Source organism: Bradyrhizobium sp. WSM471, assembly GCF_000244915.1.
Classification (GTDB): domain Bacteria; phylum Pseudomonadota; class Alphaproteobacteria; order Rhizobiales; family Xanthobacteraceae; genus Bradyrhizobium.
In genome coordinates, this window is the sequence record NZ_CM001442.1 from 7,634,697 (window position 1) to 7,654,588 (window position 19,892).

The 19,892-nt window shown below is 64.3% G+C and carries 14 protein-coding genes; 5 read left to right on the forward strand and 9 right to left on the reverse strand.

Going from position 1 to position 19,892, the window contains the following annotated elements; all coding sequences use genetic code 11:
* Window positions 1-26: 26 nt before the first annotated feature.
* The 7 genes from BRA471DRAFT_RS34915 to BRA471DRAFT_RS34945 all read right to left on the reverse strand — a co-directional run bounded on the left by BRA471DRAFT_RS34915 (window position 27) and on the right by BRA471DRAFT_RS34945 (window position 8,871).
* Window positions 27-2,000, reverse strand: a complete 1,974-nt coding sequence (locus tag BRA471DRAFT_RS34915) for an acetyl-CoA carboxylase biotin carboxylase subunit (RefSeq protein ID WP_007615893.1) — start codon at window positions 1,998-2,000, stop codon at window positions 27-29.
* Window positions 1,997-3,613, reverse strand: a complete 1,617-nt coding sequence (locus BRA471DRAFT_RS34920) for an acyl-CoA carboxylase subunit beta (protein ID WP_007615894.1) — start codon at window positions 3,611-3,613, stop codon at window positions 1,997-1,999. Before BRA471DRAFT_RS34920 ends, BRA471DRAFT_RS34915 begins: the two co-directional genes overlap by 4 nt.
* A gap of 114 nt (window positions 3,614-3,727) precedes the next feature.
* Window positions 3,728-4,594, reverse strand: coding sequence for a 3-keto-5-aminohexanoate cleavage protein (locus BRA471DRAFT_RS34925; RefSeq protein ID WP_007615895.1), 867 nt, complete (start codon window positions 4,592-4,594; stop codon window positions 3,728-3,730).
* A gap of 215 nt (window positions 4,595-4,809) precedes the next feature.
* Window positions 4,810-5,610 (reverse strand): AraC family transcriptional regulator, encoded by an 801-nt coding sequence (locus BRA471DRAFT_RS34930; RefSeq protein ID WP_007615897.1) that lies wholly within the window; start codon window positions 5,608-5,610, stop codon window positions 4,810-4,812.
* Window positions 5,611-5,791: 181 nt separating this feature from the next.
* Window positions 5,792-6,448: a glutathione S-transferase family protein gene (locus BRA471DRAFT_RS34935; RefSeq protein ID WP_007615899.1), complete on the reverse strand. Its 657-nt coding sequence runs from the start codon at window positions 6,446-6,448 to the stop codon at window positions 5,792-5,794.
* Window positions 6,448-7,611 carry an acyl-CoA dehydrogenase family protein gene (locus BRA471DRAFT_RS34940; RefSeq protein ID WP_007615900.1) on the reverse strand — a complete coding sequence of 388 codons (1,164 nt, stop codon included), beginning with the start codon at window positions 7,609-7,611 and terminating at the stop codon, window positions 6,448-6,450. Before BRA471DRAFT_RS34940 ends, BRA471DRAFT_RS34935 begins: the two co-directional genes overlap by 1 nt.
* A 123-nt stretch (window positions 7,612-7,734) precedes the next feature.
* Complete coding sequence (locus BRA471DRAFT_RS34945) at window positions 7,735-8,871, reverse strand: acyl-CoA dehydrogenase family protein (protein WP_007615901.1); 1,137 nt, start codon at window positions 8,869-8,871, stop codon at window positions 7,735-7,737.
* A gap of 264 nt (window positions 8,872-9,135) precedes the next feature.
* Here BRA471DRAFT_RS34945 and BRA471DRAFT_RS34950 point away from each other — a divergent pair, with 264 nt between their 5' ends.
* Window positions 9,136-10,686 carry a long-chain fatty acid--CoA ligase gene (locus tag BRA471DRAFT_RS34950; RefSeq protein WP_007615902.1) on the forward strand — a complete coding sequence of 517 codons (1,551 nt, stop codon included), beginning with the start codon at window positions 9,136-9,138 and terminating at the stop codon, window positions 10,684-10,686.
* 74 nt (window positions 10,687-10,760) lie between these two features.
* Here the strand turns inward: BRA471DRAFT_RS34950 and BRA471DRAFT_RS34955 are convergent, their stop codons facing one another.
* Together BRA471DRAFT_RS34955 and BRA471DRAFT_RS34960 are read right to left on the reverse strand one after the other, a co-directional pair.
* Window positions 10,761-12,281, reverse strand: coding sequence for a glycosyltransferase family 2 protein (locus BRA471DRAFT_RS34955; protein WP_007615903.1), 1,521 nt, complete (start codon window positions 12,279-12,281; stop codon window positions 10,761-10,763).
* Window positions 12,282-12,329: 48 nt separating this feature from the next.
* Window positions 12,330-13,100 carry a helix-turn-helix transcriptional regulator gene (locus BRA471DRAFT_RS34960; RefSeq protein ID WP_007615904.1) on the reverse strand — a complete coding sequence of 257 codons (771 nt, stop codon included), beginning with the start codon at window positions 13,098-13,100 and terminating at the stop codon, window positions 12,330-12,332.
* A 183-nt stretch (window positions 13,101-13,283) separates the two neighbouring features.
* On the opposite strand from BRA471DRAFT_RS34960, the gene BRA471DRAFT_RS34965 reads away from it, so the two are divergent.
* The 4 genes from BRA471DRAFT_RS34965 to BRA471DRAFT_RS34980 all read left to right on the forward strand — a co-directional run bounded on the left by BRA471DRAFT_RS34965 (window position 13,284) and on the right by BRA471DRAFT_RS34980 (window position 19,818).
* Entirely contained in the window at window positions 13,284-15,545 is a 2,262-nt protein-coding gene (locus BRA471DRAFT_RS34965; RefSeq protein WP_007615905.1) for a marine proteobacterial sortase target protein, read from the forward strand.
* A gap of 193 nt (window positions 15,546-15,738) precedes the next feature.
* Complete coding sequence (locus BRA471DRAFT_RS34970) at window positions 15,739-16,308, forward strand: class GN sortase (protein ID WP_007615906.1); 570 nt, start codon at window positions 15,739-15,741, stop codon at window positions 16,306-16,308.
* Window positions 16,309-16,462: 154 nt separating this feature from the next.
* Window positions 16,463-17,443: a glycosyltransferase family 2 protein gene (locus tag BRA471DRAFT_RS34975; RefSeq protein WP_007615907.1), complete on the forward strand. Its 981-nt coding sequence runs from the start codon at window positions 16,463-16,465 to the stop codon at window positions 17,441-17,443.
* Window positions 17,444-17,598: 155 nt separating this feature from the next.
* Window positions 17,599-19,818 carry an acetate--CoA ligase family protein gene (locus tag BRA471DRAFT_RS34980; protein WP_007615908.1) on the forward strand — a complete coding sequence of 740 codons (2,220 nt, stop codon included), beginning with the start codon at window positions 17,599-17,601 and terminating at the stop codon, window positions 19,816-19,818.
* The last annotated feature ends 74 nt before the right edge of the window (window positions 19,819-19,892 follow it).

The window sequence follows — 19,892 nt, forward strand, 5'->3', positions numbered from 1 at the left end:
CGGGACGACAAGTTGAGCTTGCCGCCCTACCCCGCCCCGATCTCGGCCACGATCCGGCCCGTCGTTACCTGCTCGCCCTCGGCGACGTCGATCGCGGCGACGACGCCGTCGATGCCGGCCTTGTGGACGTGCTCCATCTTCATCGCTTCCAGTGTCATCACCGGCTGCCCGGCGGTGACGCGGTCGCCCGGCTTGACCAGGACGGCAACGACGCGGCCGTTCATGGCAGCACGAACCTTGCCGTCTCCGTTGCTTGCGGCGGCCTTCGGCGCGGCGAGCGTGAGATCGGTCGCCGCGAGCGGGGTGCCGCGGCGCTGGAGGTGGAGCCGGTCGCCGTCGCGCAGGAATTTGGCGCTGTCCATAACGCCGTCATGGCGGAAGCGGATCACGCCGAGCTCGAGCTGGTCGATCTCGAACTTATCCTGCCGGCCGTCGCTCGCGACGGTGTAGCTGCCATCGCGTTCCCGCGTGACTTCGAGCTCATACACGTGACCTGCGATCTCGATTTTCGCCGGCAGCGGGAACGTTGCCGCGAGGCTCCGTCCGCGGCGCCACGAAGGCGCCTGCGGGTTCGTGACGTAGAGCAGCAGGCCGGCCAAAGCGATATCGAATGCGGCGTCCGCGCGCGGCGCCAGCAATTCGTCGCGATGCGCACCAATGAACGCCGTGGTCGCCTCGCCTTTGGCGAAGCCGGGATGACGCAGGCATAACAGCAGGAAGGCCTGATTGGTGGTCACGCCGAAAGCGGTCAGTTGCTCCAGGCCGACGATCAACCGCCCCCTCGCCTCCTCGCGTGTCGCGCCTTGGCTGATCACCTTGGCGATCATGGAATCGTAGAACGGCGGAATCTCGGAGTCCGATTGCAGTGCATGTTCGACGCGGATGCCATCCGGCACCTGCCAGCGCGCCATGCGTCCGGACTGCGGCATGAAATCATGCGCGGCATCCTCCGAGCACAGCCGCACCTCGATGGCGTGGCCCGTGAAGCGAATGTCCTGCTGCTTGACCGGCAGCGGCTCGCCGCGCGCGACCCGCAACTGCAATTCGACGAGATCGAGCCCGGTGATCGCCTCGGTCACGGGATGCTCGACCTGGAGGCGCGTATTCATCTCCATGAAGTAGAACGCGCCGCTTGGATCGAGCAGGAATTCGAGCGTGCCGGCGCCCTCGTAACGCAGCGCCTTCACCGCAGCGACCGCGACCTCGCCCATCTTCGCGCGCAGTTCCGGCGTCACGGCGGGCGAAGGCGCCTCCTCGATCAGCTTCTGGTGCCGGCGCTGCACCGAGCAGTCACGCTCGCCGAGATGGATGGCATTGCCATGGCTATCGCCGAACACCTGGATTTCGATGTGACGGGGATTCTGGATGGCGCGTTCGAGGATCACCGTCGGATCGCCAAACGCCGCCTTGGCCTCGGAGCGCGCGCTACGCAGTGCATCGGGGAACGAATTGCCATCCGCCACGAGCCGCATGCCGCGTCCACCGCCGCCGGCGACCGCCTTGATCATCACGGGGAAGCCGACCTTCTTGGCCTCCGTAAGCATGACTTCATCGCCCTGATCGGCGCCCTGATAGCCGGGCACGCAGGGCACGCCGGCCTTTTTCATGATCTCCTTGGCACCGGCCTTATTGCCCATCGCCGCGATCGCCTGCGCCGACGGGCCAATAAAGACCAGGCCGGCATCCTTGCACGCTTGCGCAAACTCCTCGTTCTCGGCGAGGAAGCCATAGCCGGGATGAACGGCATCCGCGCCGCTGGCCTTTGCGGCCGCCACGATCGCGGGAATGTTGAGGTAGGATTGCGCCGGCAGCGCTTCGCCGATGCGCACGGCCTGGTCGGCCTGTCGCACATGAAGCGCATCGCGATCCGCATCCGAATAGACCGCGACGACGCCGAGGCCGAGCTTCCGCGCACTGCGCATCACGCGTAGCGCGATCTCGCCGCGATTGGCGATCAAGACCTTGAAGAACGGCCGGTACTGCGTTGAACCGTTCCTCATGGACGAGCCACCGAAAACTGCATGCGTTGGGATGTACGCGCATCGCCCTCGCGGCAGATCGCGAGCACTTCCGAGAGCACCGCGCGGGTGTCACGCGGATCGATCACGCCGTCGTCGAGCACGCGGGCGCTGGTCGAGAACACGTCCATCTGGCCGTCGAACACGCCGATGATCTGCGCCTTCATGGCATCGAGTTTTTCTTTCTCCACCGGCTTGCCTCGGCGAGCTGCTGCGGCTTCGGTGACGATCGCCATGGTCTCGGCGGCCTGCTCACCGCCCATCACGGCAGTCTTGGCATTGGGCCAGGAGAAGCAGAAGCGCGGATGGAAGCCGCGCCCGCACATGCCGTAATTGCCTGCCCCGAACGAAGCGCCGCAATAGATGGTGATCTGCGGCACCGTCGCCGACGTCACCGCCTGGATCATCTTGGAGCCGTGCTTGATCATGCCGGCTTCTTCGTAAGCTTTGCCGACCATGTAGCCGGTGGTGTTGTTCAGATAGAGCAACGGCGTGCGGGTCTGGCAGCACGCCTGGATGAAATGCGTCGCCTTGTTGGCACCCGCCGGATCGAGCGGGCCGTTGTTGGTGACGATGCCGATCGCTTGGCCCTCGATACGGGCATGGCCGCAAACGGTCGCCGGGCCGTAGTTCGGCGCCATCTCGGTGAAATCGGAATCGTCCACGACGCGCGCGATGACCTGCTTCATGTCCACGGAGCGCTTGTGGTCCATCGGCATGATGCCGAGCAACTCGTCCTGGTCGTAGCGCGGCGGCTTGTATTGCGCAGCTCCCTGGTCCGGCCGCGCCCATTCCAGCGCCGCCATGATCTCGCGCGCGATGCGCAGGGCGTCGCGGTCGTCTTCGGCGAGGTAATCGCCGAGGCCGGAAACCTGCGTGTGCATCTCGGCGCCGCCTAGCTCCTCCTCAGTCGCGATCTCGCCCGTTGCAGCCTTTAGCAGCGGCGGCCCGGCGAGGAAGGCGCGGGTGCGGCCGCGCACCATGACGATGTAGTCGGACAGGCCGGTCTGATAGGCCCCGCCCGCGGTCGACGAGCCATGCGTCACGGTGACGACCGGTAGCCCGGCTGCCGAGAGCCGCGCGAGATTGCGAAAAATGTTGCCGCCCCGGACAAAGTCTTCGACGCGGTAACGCAGGAGATTGGCACCGGCGCTCTCCACCAGCTGGACGTAAGGCAGCTTGTTCTCCAGCGCGAGCTCCTGCACCCGCAGCGTCTTGTCGAGGCCGTAGGGTTGAAGCGCGCCGGCATCGATGCCGGAATCGTTGGCGCTGATCATGCAGCGGATGCCCGAGACGAAGCCGATGCCGGCGATGACGCCGCCGCCGGGCACGCTCTTGTCCGGATCCGATACGTCGAACATGTAGCCGGCGAGTGTGGACAGCTCGATGAAGGGCGCGCCGGGATCGAGCACGAGCGCGACGCGCTCGCGCGGCAACAGCTGGCCGCGCTTGTGGAAGCGATCTTTCGCTGCGGCCGACGCCGCACGCGTGCGCTCTTCCAGCGCGCGCATGCGGTCGATCAGGCCGAGCATGCCGTCGCGGTTGGCGCGATAGGCGGCACTGCCTGGGGAGACGGTGTTTTCGAGAATGGACATGACTCAATCCTGCTCGTCATTGCGAGGAGCGAAGCGATGAAGCAATCCAGACTGCATCTATGGAGAGATTCTGGATTGGTTCGCTTCGCTCGCAATGACGGTTGAGGCGATAATTTACCGATTCGTTCCAAAAATCGTCCGCGCTTCCGCGGGGCTCGCAATCTCGCGGCCCGCACGGCGGGCGCAGGCGGCGATGGCCTCGATCAGGTGGGCGTTCGACGTCACCTTCTTGCCGTCGGCGAGATAGAAGGCATCTTCGAGGCCGGTGCGCAGATGGCCACCGAGCTCGGCGCAGCGCTGGTGCAGCGGCCAGATCTCTTCGCGACCGATCGCGGTGACCTGAAATTGCGCCTCGGGACGCTTCAGCTTGATCAGGATCGGCAGCAGATCGGGATCCGACGGCATGCCGGAGGCGACGCCCATCACGAAGTTATATTCGAGCGGGCCCTTGTACATGCCGACCTGGCGGTACATGCCGACGCAGCGCACGATGCCGACGTCAAAACATTCGAATTCGGGGATGGTCCCGACCGCGTTCATGACGTCGAGATAGTCCTTCACTTTCTCGACCGCATTGTCGAACATCATCGGCGGCCAGGCCCAACTGTTGTCGGCCTTCACCTTCAGATAGTTCAGCGAGCCGGCATTGCAGGCGGCGATCTCCGGCCTGGTCTCGCGGATGCAATCCAGCGCTCCGCTGTAGTTCGGCCCGGAGACGCCCGAGGTGTGATTGATGATCACGCCGGGGCAAGCTTCGCGAATCGCCTGCTGGATCTCCTTGCTGACGCTGACCTCCCACGACGGCAGATGCCCCTTGTCCGGCGCCTGCTGGCGCAGATGGATGTGCATGATGGACGCGCCGGCGTCGAACGCAGCCTTGGCCTCGCGCGCCATCTGCTCAGGCGTCACAGGCACGTTGTGCTGCTTCGGGTCGGTGAGCACGCCGTTCAGCGCGCAGGTGATGACGGCCTTGTCGCTCATGCCACTGATGTCTCGCACGTTGAGAATTCAACGCTTGCGATCATGTGATGGGCGGCATACGGCTTCTTGCGCGGAGAAGCTGGAAACAATGCGATCGTAGGGTGGGTTAGCCGAAGGCGTAACCCACCAAGGTCTCCCCGGAGAGAAAGGTGGTGGGTTACGCTAGCGGACTGCGCTTCGCGCAGCCGCGAGCTAACCCACCCTACGAGACGACCCTAGCTCGCCTCTGCAAGCCTCACCGTCTCGCTGCTGCGATAGATCGCGAGATCCCGCGAGCCGACGAAGATCGCGCGCGGTTTCAAACCGTAGAAGCGGCGGATCGAGTGGCTGAAATGGGTGCTGTCGGGATAGCCGATGTCCTGCGCGAGATGGGCGAGGTTGAGGTCCTGGTTGGCGAAGTGCAGCAGGTGACGCGCCCGCTTCCAGGCGCGGAAGGAGCGGAACGAGATGCCGGTCTCCTCCTTGAACAGATGCAGGAAACGCGAAGCGGAAAGTCCGGCGTCCGCCGCACAAGTGTCCGCCGTCACGGGCTCGCCCGTGAAGCGGCCGATACGGGCGACCGCACGCGTCACGCGGGGATCGAGCACGCGGCGCGGCAGCGCTTCGCCAAAACACATCTCGTCGAATTCGGCGGTAGTGATGTCGCCGTAGCGGCGCTGGCGCAGCAGCGTGTAGGCGGCGAGTATCTTGCGGGCATAGACAGCCCTGTCGGGTCCGGTGAGCCGCTCGGCCAAGGCCTCGATCACGCCATCAGGCATGCTCTCCGGTTCCAGCGTGACGCTGATCGCGGTGCGGTAGTCGCTGGCAATGGAATGCCGCTGGTTCGGCAGGGTGACGAACAGCTCGCCGGTGGCGAGGACATCCTCGATCGTCAGATGCAGGCTGCCCTTCACCGCAACATAGACATGGCAGCAGCCGGGGGTCCGCTTACGGGGCCGGCCGAGCAGGCCGGCATAGAATACCCGCTCCGGCGTGATCAGCATCAAATGGTCGGATTCGCGACCGTTATCTTCCATGGGGATCCTCCTCGCGCGGCTCTTTGGCCGCTGCGGACGGAGGTCACCTTAGCGGAAATCTGGGCGCTGTCACGGCGGGATAGCGCTATCATGGAGCGCAAAAGGTCGGCACTCCGCGAGGGGTGATGACGAGCCGGAACTCCTGCCAACATTGTCGTCCTGGCTTTCGCCAGGACGACAATTAAGCCCTCACCCTTGGCGCCACGTTCTGCTCGACGCCGGCCTGTTGCTCCGCAGCAACCGCGCGCTTGAAACCATCGCGCTGCTGCAGGCGCGCCCAATAGGCTGCGACATTTGGCCCAAAATCCTTGGCGAGCCCGATATTTTCCGCGAGGCGGAGCGCGTAGCCGATCACGATGTCGGCGGCAGTGAAGCGGCCGGCGCACAAGGTTTCAGTATTCGCAGTGGCTGCCTCGACGGCGCGCAGCCTCCCCAAGAACCATTTGGCATAGTCGCCGGCCACCTGCGGATTGCGGCGCTCTTCCGGCTCGAGTTGGGTATATCGGAGCACCAGCGTCTGCGGGAAGGTTAACGTGGCGTCGCTGAAATACATCCAGTTCAGGAACGCGCCATAGGCGGGATCTTCAGGTCCGACCATCAATGGCGTCGGTCCATGCTTGGTGCCGAGATAGTGGCAGATGCCGGACGATTCCGTCATCCTGGTCTCGCCGTCGATCAAGAAGGGGATCGTGCCCAGCGGATTGAGCGCGAGGTATTCCTTGGCGAACACCCGCGGCGGGAATGGCAGCATCTTCAATTCGTAGGGAAGCCCCATCTCCTCCAGCATCCAGAGCGGACGGAAGGAACGCGCAGCGTCGCAGTGATAAAGCGTGATCATCAGGAACTTCCTTTGCTGCCGGGCAGCGTGCCCATCATCTTGCACAGGACCATCAGCATGACCTCGTCGGCGCCACCGCCGATCGATGTCAGGCGACTATCGCGATAGGCGCGACTGACCGGCGTCTCGTTGGTAAAGCCCATTCCGCCCCAATATTGCAAGCAGGCGTCGGTAAGCTCGCGGCCGAGTCGCCCGGCCTTCAGCTTGGCCATGGTCGCAAGTTTTGTGACATCCTCGCCCGCCACCAGCGCCTCGCCAGCACGATAGATCAGCGCGCGCAGCAGCTCGACCTCGGTCTGCATCTCGGCCAGCTTGAAGTGAACGACCTGGTTGTCGAGGATCGACTTCCCAAAGGCCTTGCGATTGCGGGTGTAGTCGATGGTCTCGTTGATGATGTATTCATGCGCCTTCAGGCAGGCGGCCGCGCCCCAGAGCCGCTCCTCCTGGAACTGGATCATCTGGTAGGTAAAGCCCTTGCCCTCCTCGCCGATCCGGTTGCGCCTGGGCACGCGGACATTATCGAAGAAGATCTGCGCGGTGTCGGAGGAGCGCATGCCCATCTTGTCGAGCTTGCGCGCGACGGTGACGCCCTTGGTCTTCATCGGCACGCAGATCAGCGACTTGTTGCGGTGAACGGGTCCGTCGCCGGTATTGGCGAGCAGGCAGATCCAGTCGGCCTGAGTGCCGTTGGTGATCCACATCTTGCCGCCATCGATGACGTAATCGTCGCCGTCCGCGCGCGCATTGGTCTTGATCGAGGCGACGTCAGAACCAGCGCCGGGCTCGGAGACGCCGATGCAGGCGACGTAGTCGCCTGAGATCGAGGGGCTGAGAAACTCACGCCGCACCTCGTCCGAGCCGAACCGCGCCAGCGCCGGCGTCGCCATGTCGGTCTGCACCCCGATGGCCATCGGCACGCCGCCGCAGGTGATGGCGCCAAGCTCCTCCGCCATCATCAGTGCGTAGGAGTAATCGAGCCCGGAGCCGCCGAATTCGACCGGCTTGTTCAGCCCGAGAAAGCCGAGGCTGCCCATCTTCCTGAACAGCTCGTGCGCCGGGAAGATGTCGGCTTTTTCCCATTCATCGACATAGGGATTGATTTCGTTGGCAATAAATTTTTGCAAGCTTCGGCGGATCTCGTCGTGATCGGCGGTAAACAGCATTTCTTTCCCTTTGTCATTCCGGGGCGCGCGAAGCGCGAACCCGGAATCCGTTCTTCTGCGACATCTGCGGCTCGATGGATTCCGGGTTCGACGCTACGCGCCGCCCCGGAATGACGGCGTCCTTCACAACCCCATCTGCCGCGACGCCAGATCCTTCATGATCTCCTCGGTGCCGCCGCCGATGGCGTTGACCTTGACCTCGCGATAGATGCGCTCGGCCTTGATGCCGCGCATGAAGCCTGCGCCGCCAAAAATCTGCACGGCTTCCGAGGCGCAGAATGCCATGGTCTGGGTCGCCTGGTTCTTCATCATGCAGATTTCGGCGACCGGGCTTTCGCCCTGCTCCAGGCGCCAGGCCAGCATCTCAAGCATCGCTTGCGATGCGGCGACCTTCTGCGCCATGTCGACGATCTTGTGGCGGATCACCTGGTGCTGCGCGAGGGGCTTGCCAAAGGTCTTGCGCTCCTTGGCATAGGCAATCGCCTCGTCGAGGCAGACGCGCGCGAACGCGGTGCAGCCCGCCGCCATGCCCATGCGCTCGCTGTTGAAATTCCGCATGATGATCTTGAAGCCATGGCCTTCCTCGCCGATCAGGTTTTCCGCCGGTACGCGGCACGCGTCGAAATGCAGGGTCGCGGTGTCGGAGGCCCACCAGCCCATCTTCTTCAGCTTGGTCCGAGACAGGCCGGGCGTATCCCCCTCGATCAGGAGCAGGCTGACGCCGCCGGCGCCCTCGCCGCCGGTGCGCACCGCAACGGTCAGATAGTCGGCACGCATCCCGGATGTGATGAAGGTCTTCTCGCCGCTCACGACGTAGTAATCGCCGTCGCGCCGCGCCTTGGTCCGGAGGCTCGCAACATCAGAACCGCCGCCCGGCTCGGTGATCGCGAGCGCCGAGATTTTCTCACCCGCGAGCACCTGAGGCAGCACGCGCGCCTTGACCTCGGGGCGCGCGGCCCGCGCGACCGGCGGCGAACCGATCGTATGGCTCATCAAGCTGGCGCTGACGCCGCCGGCGCCAGCCCGCGCCAGCTCCTGGCTGGCGACGATCTTCATGAACTGGTCGGCGGCGATCCCGCCATATTCCTCGGGAAATCCGAGTCCCAAGAGCCCGATCTCGGCCGCCTTGCGATAGAGTGCGCGCGGGAATTCGCCGGCCTCATCCCACTCGTGGGCGAAGGGCGTAATCTCCTTGTCGACGAAGCGGCGCATCACCTCGCGAAAGGTGTCATGCTCGGCGGTATAGAACGGGCTCATCATCGCACTCTCGCCTTGCTGGCGGATTCGTCTCGTCCACCATGGCCGGAACCTTGGCGGCTCACTTGCGCGGAGTGGCTGGCCGGCGGCCGCTTCCGAGCAGCGCCCGCTCTAGCAACTCAACGCAAGACGATTTTGACCGCTCGCGCGCCAACTCCGGATCAAAAAAAGGCGTGGTGCACAAACTCCGGCTGGCCCCTGGGCCATGCCGGGCATGGTGCATGGCAATAGGGACGCTGGCGGCACCAGACCGCCGAGGAGGAATTCTTGGCCGTTCGTTACTACGACTGGATCGCCCATTATGGCCGCCGCACGCCGAACAAGATTGCGGTGATCGACCTCGCGAGCGAGCGCCGCTTCAGCTATGCGCAGCTCGACGCGCGCATCTCGCGTCTCGCGTCATTTCTGCGCCATACGCTGGAAGTCTCGCGCGGCGAGCGGGTCGCCGTGCTGGCGCTGAACACGACCGATACGCTGGAGGTGCAATTCGCCTGCGGGCGATTAGGTGCGATCTTCGTGCCGCTGAACACCCGCCTCACAGTTCCCGAACTCCAGTTCATCACCGCAGATTGCGCGCCGAAGGTGATGATCCACGACACCGATCTTGCCGAAACGGCGCTTGCCGTCGCAAAGCTCTGCGGCATCGAGACGAGCCTGCTGCTTGGCCCCGGCGGCACTTATGAGGCCGGGATCGCCGCCGCAAAGCCGCTTGAGACAATCGAGGAGGTCACCCTCGATGACGTCTCGACCATCATGTACACCTCGGGCACGACGGGTCATCCGAAGGGCGCCACCATCACCCATGGCATGACCTTCTGGAATTGCGTCAATCTCGGCGGCCCCGCCTGCATCGGGCCGTCCTCGGTGCTGCTCACCGCGCTGCCGCTGTTCCACACCGGCGGTCTGAATTGCTACACCAATCCGGTGCTGCATGCCGGCGGCACCGTGATGATCATGCGCGCCTTCGATCCCGGCACGGCGCTTGGTCTCATCAATGATCCCGCGCAGGGCATCAACGTGTTCTTCGGCGTGCCCGCGATCTACCAGTTCATGGCCCAGCATCCGGCCTTCGCGACCACCGACCTCGGCCGGCTGATCGTCGGCGGTGTCGGCGGCGCACCAATGCCGGTGCCGCTGCTCAAGGTGTGGGAGGCGCGCGGCGTCGCGCTCCAGCAGGGCTACGGCATGACCGAGACCTCGCCGGCCGTGCTGGTGCTCGATCGCGAAGATGCGGCACGGAAAGCCGGCTCCGCCGGCAAGCCGGTGCTGCACACGGAAGTGCGCATCGTGCGTCCTGACGGCAGTGACGCCGATGTCGGCGAACTTGGTGAACTCTGGGTCAAGGGACCGAACATCACGCCCGGCTACTGGAACAGGCCGGAGGCGAACAAGACGTCGTTCACCGATGGCTGGCTGCACACGGGCGACGCGACACGCGTCGACGAGGAAGGTTTCTACTACATCGTCGACCGCTGGAAGGACATGTACATCTCCGGAGGCGAGAACGTTTATCCGGCCGAGGTCGAAAACGTCCTGCACCAGCTCAACGCCATCGCGGAAGCCGCCGTAATCGGCATTCCCGATCCTCAATGGGGCGAGGTCGGCCTCGCCATCGTCGCGGCCAAGCCGGGGCAAAGGCTGACCGAGGCCGATGTCTTCGCGCATTGCGCGGCGAATCTCGCGCGCTTCAAATGTCCGCGACAGGTCCGCTTCGTCGAAGCGTTACCCCGCAACGCCACCGGCAAGATCCACAAGCCGACCTTGCGCAAGGAATTCTCGGTTACTTCCGAAGTCGACAACAAAGCCGCCAACGCCTGATCAAAGCACCCCTCTCGCTGGCGCTTTTCTCTTTCAATGCGCCTGCTCCAACCCAGAAGAAACCCCAAGGGGTTTTAAGGGCCGCTATTCTCTTCGGCGAGCGCGGGGGTTTCCGCGCATTCAATCGCGAGCCTGTCCTGGCCTACATCGATCGCCGCGATCGGCAGGCCGAGACGACGCGAATCGCCGCGGCCCCTGAACACGGGGCATGCCCAGGCGAGGGTGGCGATGCCTGACGGCGGCAGATCGAGGCTCAGTCTGTAGCTGTCATAGCCGGTCGCGACCGCTTCGGGGGCGACGGCCGTGCCGTCGAGATAGAATCGCGTGCCGATCGTATCCAGCGGCGCGCGAAGCGCGGGGCTTCGAACGCGGACGATGGTGCGGCCAGGCATTCCCTTGATCCGAACGGCAGCCTCCGGTTCGCTCCAGCGAAACGTATGACCGACGGAGATCTCCTCGGCATGGAAGCCGATCTGCGCGATAATCTGCTCGCCAAGAAGGCCGCCGGCAGACCGCGTGTATCGCCCGAGACGATGAATGCAATCGAGTCTCTGATGCCGGATCAGCGCGGCGATGTATCGCCGCATCCATCGCGCGATCGCATCGCGCGATCCGACGGTCGTCAGAACGACCAGCACGGCCCGCGCGTACCATGCCCCCAGCCGCGCGAAGCCGCGCGCGCCGAGACTGCCGAGCAGCGCCGGTACCGCCCAACGCCATAACGCCAGCAATTTCTCGCCAGGCCGTCCCCAGCCGCCGCCAGCGAGGCTGTAGCGCAGGAGCGCGTTCAATGCATTGCGGGCGAGCGACGCGCCGGCCTCGCTCCGCGAGCTCCACTCGACCGGAATGTCGAGCAGCTCGCTGCCGGCATCGTTGCGGGCCTCGCTCAGATAGCGAATCTCGCCTTGCACGAAGTCGAGCGTGAATTGCTTCAGCTCGTCGATCTCGCCGACGTAATAGTGATGGAAGCGCGCCTCCTCGAGATAGCCGATGGAATGGCCTCTCGCGTGATAGGCGGCTGCAAGCACCCATTCGGCGAAATGACCGAGCTCCTCGCGCAGGCCGCCGCATTCCCGGTAGACGTCGCGCCGCGTCACGAAACACTGATCCAGGACCTTGCGCCAGGGATGCTGCTTCATACCGAACTCGATGTCGGCCTGGTACATGGCGGCCTCTGCCACGGATAACCGGTTATGGCAGATCGGGATCGAACGGCAGGAAAAGCCGGCCCAGTCGGGATGAGCATCGATCGCGCGAATGCAGAGTTCGATCACGTCGGGTTCGGGCCGGCAGTGCGATTCAGTGAAGAACAGATAGCTGCCGCGCGCCTTCGTCGCGCCGAATGCGCAGAGCCCGATGTCGTGTTCGGAATCGGTGAATTCAAGGCGAGCCCTGTTGCCGGCCAGCGCCTTCAACTGCTCGCGTGCCGTGAAATCCGGCGGCACGACCAAAATGATCTCGTAGAGCGATTTGTCGGCAGTCTGCGACGTCCAGCCGAGCCAGGACATCTCCCACTGCCCGCGGTGAGATTCGAGCGGGATAATGATTGAGAACAGCGGAGATTCGCCGTCGTCGAGTGCGGGCGCGTCCTGCATGTCCCCTTATAGACGCATGCTGCGTCGTTCCGGATAATTTCTTGCGGACTATACCGACAGAAACAGCGCGAACGATTCTTCCACCGTTCGGCGCAGATGCTTTTGGTACAATTCGTGGTTAGCATCGCCGGGCGCGACCCGACCCAGCGGGGGCTTCGCGAAGTTTCGGAACGGCACATAGGCGATCGGCGCTGCGATCGGCGTCAGCTGCGAGCCGGGACCGGCGCGGAGCGTCGAGATGATCCCGTACATCTCGCCGGCGACCGTCGGCCGCGACACAGTGATCACGCGATGCTGGCCGTGCTTGATGATGACGAGATAGATGAAGCCGGACTGATGCGGCACGGCGACTTCGCCGGTGTGTTCATAGGCGGCATCAGTCCGCTCCCCCTCGCGGAACACCAGTGAAGAGACTTTCGGCTCCCAGACGATCTCGGTGCGGTAGGCGAAGATCGCGTCCTTGTCGCCGAACGACGGTCGCAACGTGATGTAGACGTCCTCGAGCCAGGTCACCGCGCGATGCGCATAGGAGCCGAGGCTGTCGGGGGCGACATCGTTTGCGGCCGGAGGCGTCACCACGGCGGCGCTTCTGCGCAGGGAGACGCCGAGCGCCTGCTCCAGCCGCACTGTGGTTGCCAGCGTGAACGGCCGTCGACCGCCGAGCACCTTCTCCAGCGTCGACAGGCTGAGCTTGGCCTGCTCGGCCAGCGCCTGCCGGGAAATCCGGCGCCTAGCGAGCTCCTCACGGATGGTCTCCGCAATCTCGCGGCTCTGCTCGTCCGACAGCTGCTTGTCGGTGAATTTGTCCTGCGTCTGCATCGTGGCCCTGCTCCAGGACGACATCCTAGCAGGGCGGACAAACTAGCACAAAACCACACTTGGCCACCCGGCGGCGGCCCACGCGGGCCGGCCGCGGCGGATCATTGCCGATCATTCTGCTCGCGAAATCGGGCCGTCCCGGCGGATGCTCGAGGCCAGCGAACAACCTCGGGAGCAGGCCAAATGGATACCTACGACACGATGGACAGTAACGAACACCCTTGGCTGGGCAGACTTATCGTGGTCGGACTGTTCCTTCTGGCGCAGGGCATCGCGGTGATGCTGGTCGCCTTCGTGGCCCTGCTGGTGAGCTTGGAGCCGGGCTGGTCGGCGACGACGGAGCAGGCCAGCCTGCTCCAGCCCGGCGATGCCAAATCCGGGTCTCTCCTCCTCAAGGAGGACGGCGCCTACACGGAAGCGATCCGCCTCGGCATCGACGTCGACATCACGGTGTCGGGCCCGACACTGCGCGCACGAGTCACCCAGATCTTTCGCAACCCAACCAAGGACTGGGTCGAGGCGACCTATGTCTATCCGCTCCCCACCGGCGGTGCGGTCGATTCGCTGAAGATGGTGGTCGGTAACCGCGTCATCGTCGGCGACGTCAAGGAGCGGCAGCAGGCGCGCGTGATCTACGAAGAGGCGCGTCGGGCCGGCCAGAAGGCCGCGCTCACCGAACAGGAGCGGCCGAACATCTTCACCAACTCGGTCGCCAATATCGGTCCCGGAGAAGCCGTGCTGGTGCAGATCGAATATCAGGAGCCGGTGCATCAATCCGGCAACGAATATTCGCTGCGGCTGCCGCTGGTGGTCGGGCCGCGCTACAATCCGGCGCCGATCGTCCAGAGCGTCGACTTCCGCAACGACGGCTCCGGCTGGGGCGCGACGAACTCGGACCCGGTGCCGGACCGCGACCGCATCTCGCCGCCCGTGCTGGATCCCGCCAGGAATGCGCCGGTCAATCCGACCAGCATCACGGTGCGCCTGAACGCCGGCTTTGCGCTCGGTGAGGTCAAGAGCTCCCACCACACCGTCAAGGTCGAGAGCCCGGATAATACGACGAGAATCGTCACGCTTGCCGACGGTGCCGTGCCTGCCGATCGCGATTTCGAACTGACCTGGAAGCCGGCCGCCGTGAAGGCGCCGTCGGTCGGTTTGTTCCGCGAGCGCGTCGGCGACGCCGATTATCTGCTCGCCTTCGTCACCCCGCCCGCCGCCGAGCAGGCGACGCAGAAGCCACGGCCGCGGGAAGTGATATTCGTGATCGACAATTCCGGCTCGATGGGCGGCACGTCGATCGTTCAGGCCAAGGCGAGCCTCACCTACGCGCTCTCCCGTCTCCAGCCCACCGACCGTTTCAACGTCATCCGTTTCGACGACACCATGGACGTGCTGTTTCCGGCCTCCGTGGCGGCGGATGCCGAGCGTGTCGGTGAAGCCACCTCGTTCGTCAGCGCGCTGCAGGCGCGTGGCGGCACCGAGATGGTGCCGGCGATGCGGGCCGCGCTGACCGACAAGCTCGGCGACGCCAGCATGGTTCGCCAGGTCGTATTTCTGACCGATGGTGCGATCGGCAACGAGCAGCAATTGTTCGAAACGATCACGGCGATGCGCGGCCGCTCGCGCGTGTTCATGGTCGGCATCGGGTCGGCGCCCAACACCTATCTGATGACGCGCGCCGCCGAGCTCGGCCGCGGTGCCTTCACCCATATCGGCTCCGTCGAGCAGGTCGAGGAGCGCATGCGCGGCCTGTTTGCCAAGCTCGAGAACCCGGCCGTGACCGGCCTGAGCGCAAAGTTCTCCGAAGCCAAGGCCGACGTCACACCGACGATCATTCCCGACCTCTATCGCGACGAGCCCCTGGTGCTGGCGGCAAAGCTCGACACGCTCGCGGGCTCGGTCGAGATCAAAGGCCGCGTCGGCGACCGCCCATGGTCGGTGACGCTGCCGCTGCAAAATGCGGCGGAAGGCAAAGGCCTATCGAAGCTTTGGGCCAAGCGAAAGATCGCCGATGCCGAAGTGGCGCGCACCCTGCGCGAGATGACGCCCGAAGATTCCGACAAGGCAATCCTGGCACTGGCGCTCGACCATCAGATCGTCACCCGGCTCACCAGCCTCGTCGCGGTCGACAAGACGCCGAGCCGTCCCGAAGGCGAGCCGCTCAAGCCCAGCGAATTGCCGATCAACCTGCCGGCCGGTTGGGATTTCGCGAAGGTCTTTGGCGAACGACAGCAGGTCCCGGCGCAGCTCCGCGAGCGTCACGCCGATGCACGCAACCAGCCGGCCACGAGACGGCCGACGCCCGCTGCACCGGATGCGATCCGCCTGCCCAAAACCGCGACCTCGGCGGAGCTGAAAATGACCGCAGGCCTGATCCTGGTCGTGCTCGCCCTGATCCTGTTCGTGTTCAACCGGCGTCAGTCCTTGCTCACTGACGCCGCTTGAGAGAGGAGCCCCCCGAACTCCTCTGTTAGCGCGCGCGGCTGCCCGTCCCACACCAACGGCCGCGCGCGCCTTTTTGAACACGCCCTCTCAACTTCGTCATTGCGAGCGAAGCGAAGCAATCCAGAAATTCATCCACGGAAACAGTCCGGATTGCTTCGTCGCTTCGCTCCTCGCAATGACGGGAATTAGTACAATGCCCCGCCTCATCTCTCCCCTGGCTCTCGCCCTGATCGGCATCATCCTGTTCGGCGACGGCGCCTACATCCATGCCAAAGCGTGGCTCGCGCAGGTGCTGCTGGAGCGCGCGTTCGACCGGAGCGTTGCGACCGGCGAGGTGGTCAGGCCATGGTCCTGGGCCGATACCTGGCCGGTCGCACGGATCGAGGTGAGGCGGATCGGCGCCAGCGCGATCGTGCTGGAAGGCGCGAGCGGCCAGGCGCTCGCTTTCGGTCCCGGCCATATCCGCCAAACGGCTGACGCGGGCGAGCGGGGTGTTGCCGTATATGCAGCGCACCGCGACACTCATTTCCGCTTCCTGCGGAATGTCGCCATTGGTGACTTGATCGATGTCACACGCATTGATGGCAAGCACTTTCGCTTTCGCGCGGATTCCTCCGCTGTGGTTCGCTTCGATGCCTCCGGCATCGATCCCGCGGCACGGGCTACCGAACTCGTGCTCGCGACCTGCTGGCCGTTCGACGCCGTCGCGTCCGGCCCCGAGCGCTACATCGTGCATGCCACCCTGATCGGAACCGATGAATAGCGGTTCGCAATCGATCCGCGCCCCCCCCTCTTGAATCCGCCCGGCCTGTAGGGACAATCCCGCATGATGGAACCCGTGAACCGGCGCCGCCGACCGGAGACCTATCAGAACGGCCCATTGAGCATTTTCGCTGCAATTTGCGAGAAGAACGGTGATGGATGAGGAGTTCAGGCAGCGTCTCGAACAGCTCGAAAACCGCGTCGCGCTCTTGGAGAGGAACCAGGATCTTATCGCCGCCGGACAAAGACGCTCCTCGCTTCGGAGCCTCTGGCGCCGCCCGCCGATGTGGACTTTCGAGCAATATCCGCCGCGCCTGCTCAACCTGACGGCTTTCCCGCCAGCACCTGCGATCCATTCGGGCGCGCCCAGGATCGCGATGGTCACTCCGAGCTACAACCATGCGCAATATCTCGGCGCCACGATCGACAGCATCGTCAGCCAGAACTATCCGGACCTGTATTATCACGTGCAGGACGGCGCCTCGATCGACGGCACACTCGATCTCCTGAAGAGGCGCGGCGATAGCCTGAGCTGGAGCAGCGAACCGGACAAGGGGCAATCCAGCGCCATCAATCTCGGCTTCGCCGGCATCAAGAGCGAGATCATGGCCTATCTCAACAGCGACGACATGCTGCTGCCCGGGACGCTTGCCTATGTCGCAAATTACTTCATCGCACATCCGCGTGTCGACGTCGTCTACGGCCATCGCGTCTTCATCGATCGCGAGGGACTCGAAGTGGGCCGCGCCGTCCTGCCGCCCCATGACGGCAGGGCGCTGCGATATGCCGACTACATTCCGCAAGAGACGATGTTCTGGCGCAAGCGCGTCTGGGACAGGATCGGGCCGATCGACGAGAGCTTACACTACGCGATGGACTGGGACTTCATCCTTCGAGCGCAAGCCGCAGGATTCAAATTCGCACGCTTGCCGCGATTTCTCGCCTGTTTCCGAATCCATGACGCACAAAAGACGGCATCTACCTATGCGATCGGCGTCAGGGAGATGGGCGTCCTGCGGCGACGCATTCTCGGCTTCGAACCGACACAGATGCAGATCCGGCGCGCCATCGCTCCTTATCTGGCGAAGCAGTTGGCCTATCACTACGCCTACAAGCTCGGCATCCTGAGATACTGAACGACGGCGCGAGCAGTGATCCCAAGATGTCGATCACCAGGGATGCGCGCTCATTCCACCGCACGGCATACCTGCCCACGTGGTTGCCAGTCCGAAGAACTCGCCATAGAACAGAGTGACGCATCGCCAACAAGAACAACAGGTGAGGTCACACCATGGAAGCTCGCGTATCTGCCGCCTCAGCTTCATCGCGCCCATGGTCTCCGTCGCCCGATGCCAGCGACATTGTCAAAGGCATCCACGCCATGCTGCATCCGCGCAACATCGTGCTGGTGGGCGCGACCGACAAGCCCGGCAACTATGCCGAGCGCATCTGGAACAATTTGGTCAAATACGGCTACGAGGGCGGGCTCTATCCGGTCAATGCCAAACGCGACACCATCTGGGGTGTCCCCTGCTACAAGGACTTTACAAGCCTCCCGGAGAAGCCCGACCACGTGCTGGTGCTGGTGCCGGCGCGCTTTGCCGTGCAGGTGATCCGCGATGCCGCCGCGGCCGGCGCGCGCTCGGCCACCATCGTCACCTCGGGCTTCAGCGAGTTGCAGGACGAGGAAAGCCAGAAGCTCGCCGCCGAACTGCAAGCGGCCGTGCGCGAGACGGGATTGGCGGTCACCGGCCCGAACTGCCTCGGCAATTTGAGCGCGGGCGAGAAGCTCTTCACCAATATCGATGACCGTATCGTCACCATGGAACAGGGCGCGGTGGCGATTGCCGGACAATCCGGCGCCATCGTCATGGCGATCCGCCAGGCCCTGGAAGATCGCGGCGTCGGGGTCGGCTACATGGTGACGACCGGCAACGAGGCCGGGCTTGAGACGCCGGACCTGATGCGCTATTTCGCCTTGGATCCGAGCATCAAGGTGATCGTGGTCTACCTCGAAGGCGTGCGCAACACCAAGGCATTCCGGGACGCCTGCAAGGCGGCGCGCGCCGCGAGCAAACCGGTGATCGCGCTCAAGCTCGGAGCGTCCGAGGGTGGCCGCGCGGCGGCGATGGCACACACCGGCGCGCTTGCGGGCTCGATCGAGACATTCGACGCCATTGCAACGCGCGAAGGGGTCATCAGGGTCGGCGGGCTCGACGAGCTGATCGAGACCACCGAATGCTTCGTCCATGCCGCTGTGCCCAGGGGCGACCGGCTCGCCGCAGTGACGCTATCCGGCGGCAAGCGCGGCATGCTGATCGACGCCTTCGATGCAGAAGGCTTGAATTTTGCACCACTCAGCTCGCATGTCGGCTCGGAGCTGGCAAAGATGCTCGGGCCGGGCTCGATCGTCGGCAATCCGCTCGACGCTGGCTTTGCCGCGGTGGTCGATCCTTCCGTCTACATGAAATCGATCGGGCTGATGATCGACGATCCCGATATCGACATCGTCATCATCGATGCCGAGCTGCCGAAAGCGCCGCACGAGCTGCGCGAGCGCAATCTGCGCATTGTCGACGAGATGGCGAGCCGGGCCGGCAAGCCGGTGATCTATATCAGCGCGATGTCGATCGGCTTCACCGAGTTCACCAAGACCTTGCGCAAGTCGCTGCCACATCTCGCGGTCATGCAAGGCATGGATCGCGCGGTGACCGCGATCAAGTCGCTGCTCGACTACGCCAAGCTACGCAAGGAAGTGCCTGATGTCGTCTCGAGCTCGAAGTCTGCCGCTCGTGCCGTGCTGGAGAAGGCGCTGAAATCGGCAACCGGCGCCGCACTCGACGAGGTCGCCTCCAAGAAGCTTCTGAAAGCGTACGGCATTCCGATCTCGAAGGAGGCAATCGCACAGACGGCAGCGGAGGCCGTGAAGATCGCCAAGCAGATCGGCTTCCCTGTCGTGGCCAAAGTCGTCAGCGCCGAGATCCTGCACAAATCAGACATCGGCGGCGTGGTGCTGAATCTCACCAGTGTGGCCGAGGTGAAAAAGGCGTTCGCCGACATCACCGCGCGCGTGAACAAGCTGAAGGGCAAGCCGAAGCTCGCCGGCATCCTGATCGCGCAACAGGTCAAGGCCGATCTGGAGCTCGTGGTCGGTGCCTCCCTCGATGCCGAGATGGGCCCGGTCGTGCTGTTCGGCACCGGCGGCATCGACATCGAGCTGATGAAGGACGTGGCGCTCGCCGGTGCGCCGCTGGACGAGGCCGAGGCCCGGCTCCTGATCGGCCGCACCAAGGCGGGTATCAAGCTGCGCGGCTATCGGGGCAAGCCGGCCTTGCACGAAGCCTCCGCGGTGAAGGCGCTGGTGGGTCTGTCCAACCTGATCGCGGATGCCGGCGACCGGATAGCCTCGATCGACGTCAATCCGTTCCTGATCAATGCCAGGACCGGTGTCGCCGTCGATGCCCTCATCGTGCTGAACAATGCTGCGGCCAAGAGCGCCGCTGGGCGTTGATGTCGCGTAGAGCGGTTTAGCGCAGCGTAATCCGCCAAATCGGTCCATGGCCGCAGGAGGCGTTGGCGGGTTAC

Excerpts from the sequence above, each read along its gene's own strand:
- BRA471DRAFT_RS34915 (WP_007615893.1), bottom strand. The coding sequence starts at position 2,000 with ATGAGGAACGGTTCAACGCAGTACCGGCCGTTCTTCAAGGTCTTGATC.
- BRA471DRAFT_RS34920 (WP_007615894.1), bottom strand. The coding sequence starts at position 3,613 with ATGTCCATTCTCGAAAACACCGTCTCCCCAGGCAGTGCCGCCTATCGC.
- BRA471DRAFT_RS34925 (WP_007615895.1), bottom strand. The coding sequence starts at position 4,594 with ATGAGCGACAAGGCCGTCATCACCTGCGCGCTGAACGGCGTGCTCACC.
- BRA471DRAFT_RS34930 (WP_007615897.1), bottom strand. The coding sequence starts at position 5,610 with ATGGAAGATAACGGTCGCGAATCCGACCATTTGATGCTGATCACGCCG.
- BRA471DRAFT_RS34935 (WP_007615899.1), bottom strand. The coding sequence starts at position 6,448 with ATGATCACGCTTTATCACTGCGACGCTGCGCGTTCCTTCCGTCCGCTC.
- BRA471DRAFT_RS34940 (WP_007615900.1), bottom strand. The coding sequence starts at position 7,611 with ATGCTGTTTACCGCCGATCACGACGAGATCCGCCGAAGCTTGCAAAAA.
- BRA471DRAFT_RS34945 (WP_007615901.1), bottom strand. The coding sequence starts at position 8,871 with ATGATGAGCCCGTTCTATACCGCCGAGCATGACACCTTTCGCGAGGTG.
- BRA471DRAFT_RS34955 (WP_007615903.1), bottom strand. The coding sequence starts at position 12,281 with ATGCAGGACGCGCCCGCACTCGACGACGGCGAATCTCCGCTGTTCTCA.
- BRA471DRAFT_RS34960 (WP_007615904.1), bottom strand. The coding sequence starts at position 13,100 with ATGCAGACGCAGGACAAATTCACCGACAAGCAGCTGTCGGACGAGCAG.
- BRA471DRAFT_RS34965 (WP_007615905.1), top strand. The coding sequence starts at position 13,284 with ATGGATACCTACGACACGATGGACAGTAACGAACACCCTTGGCTGGGC.
- BRA471DRAFT_RS34970 (WP_007615906.1), top strand. The coding sequence starts at position 15,739 with ATGCCCCGCCTCATCTCTCCCCTGGCTCTCGCCCTGATCGGCATCATC.
- BRA471DRAFT_RS34975 (WP_007615907.1), top strand. The coding sequence starts at position 16,463 with ATGGATGAGGAGTTCAGGCAGCGTCTCGAACAGCTCGAAAACCGCGTC.
- BRA471DRAFT_RS34980 (WP_007615908.1), top strand. The coding sequence starts at position 17,599 with ATGGAAGCTCGCGTATCTGCCGCCTCAGCTTCATCGCGCCCATGGTCT.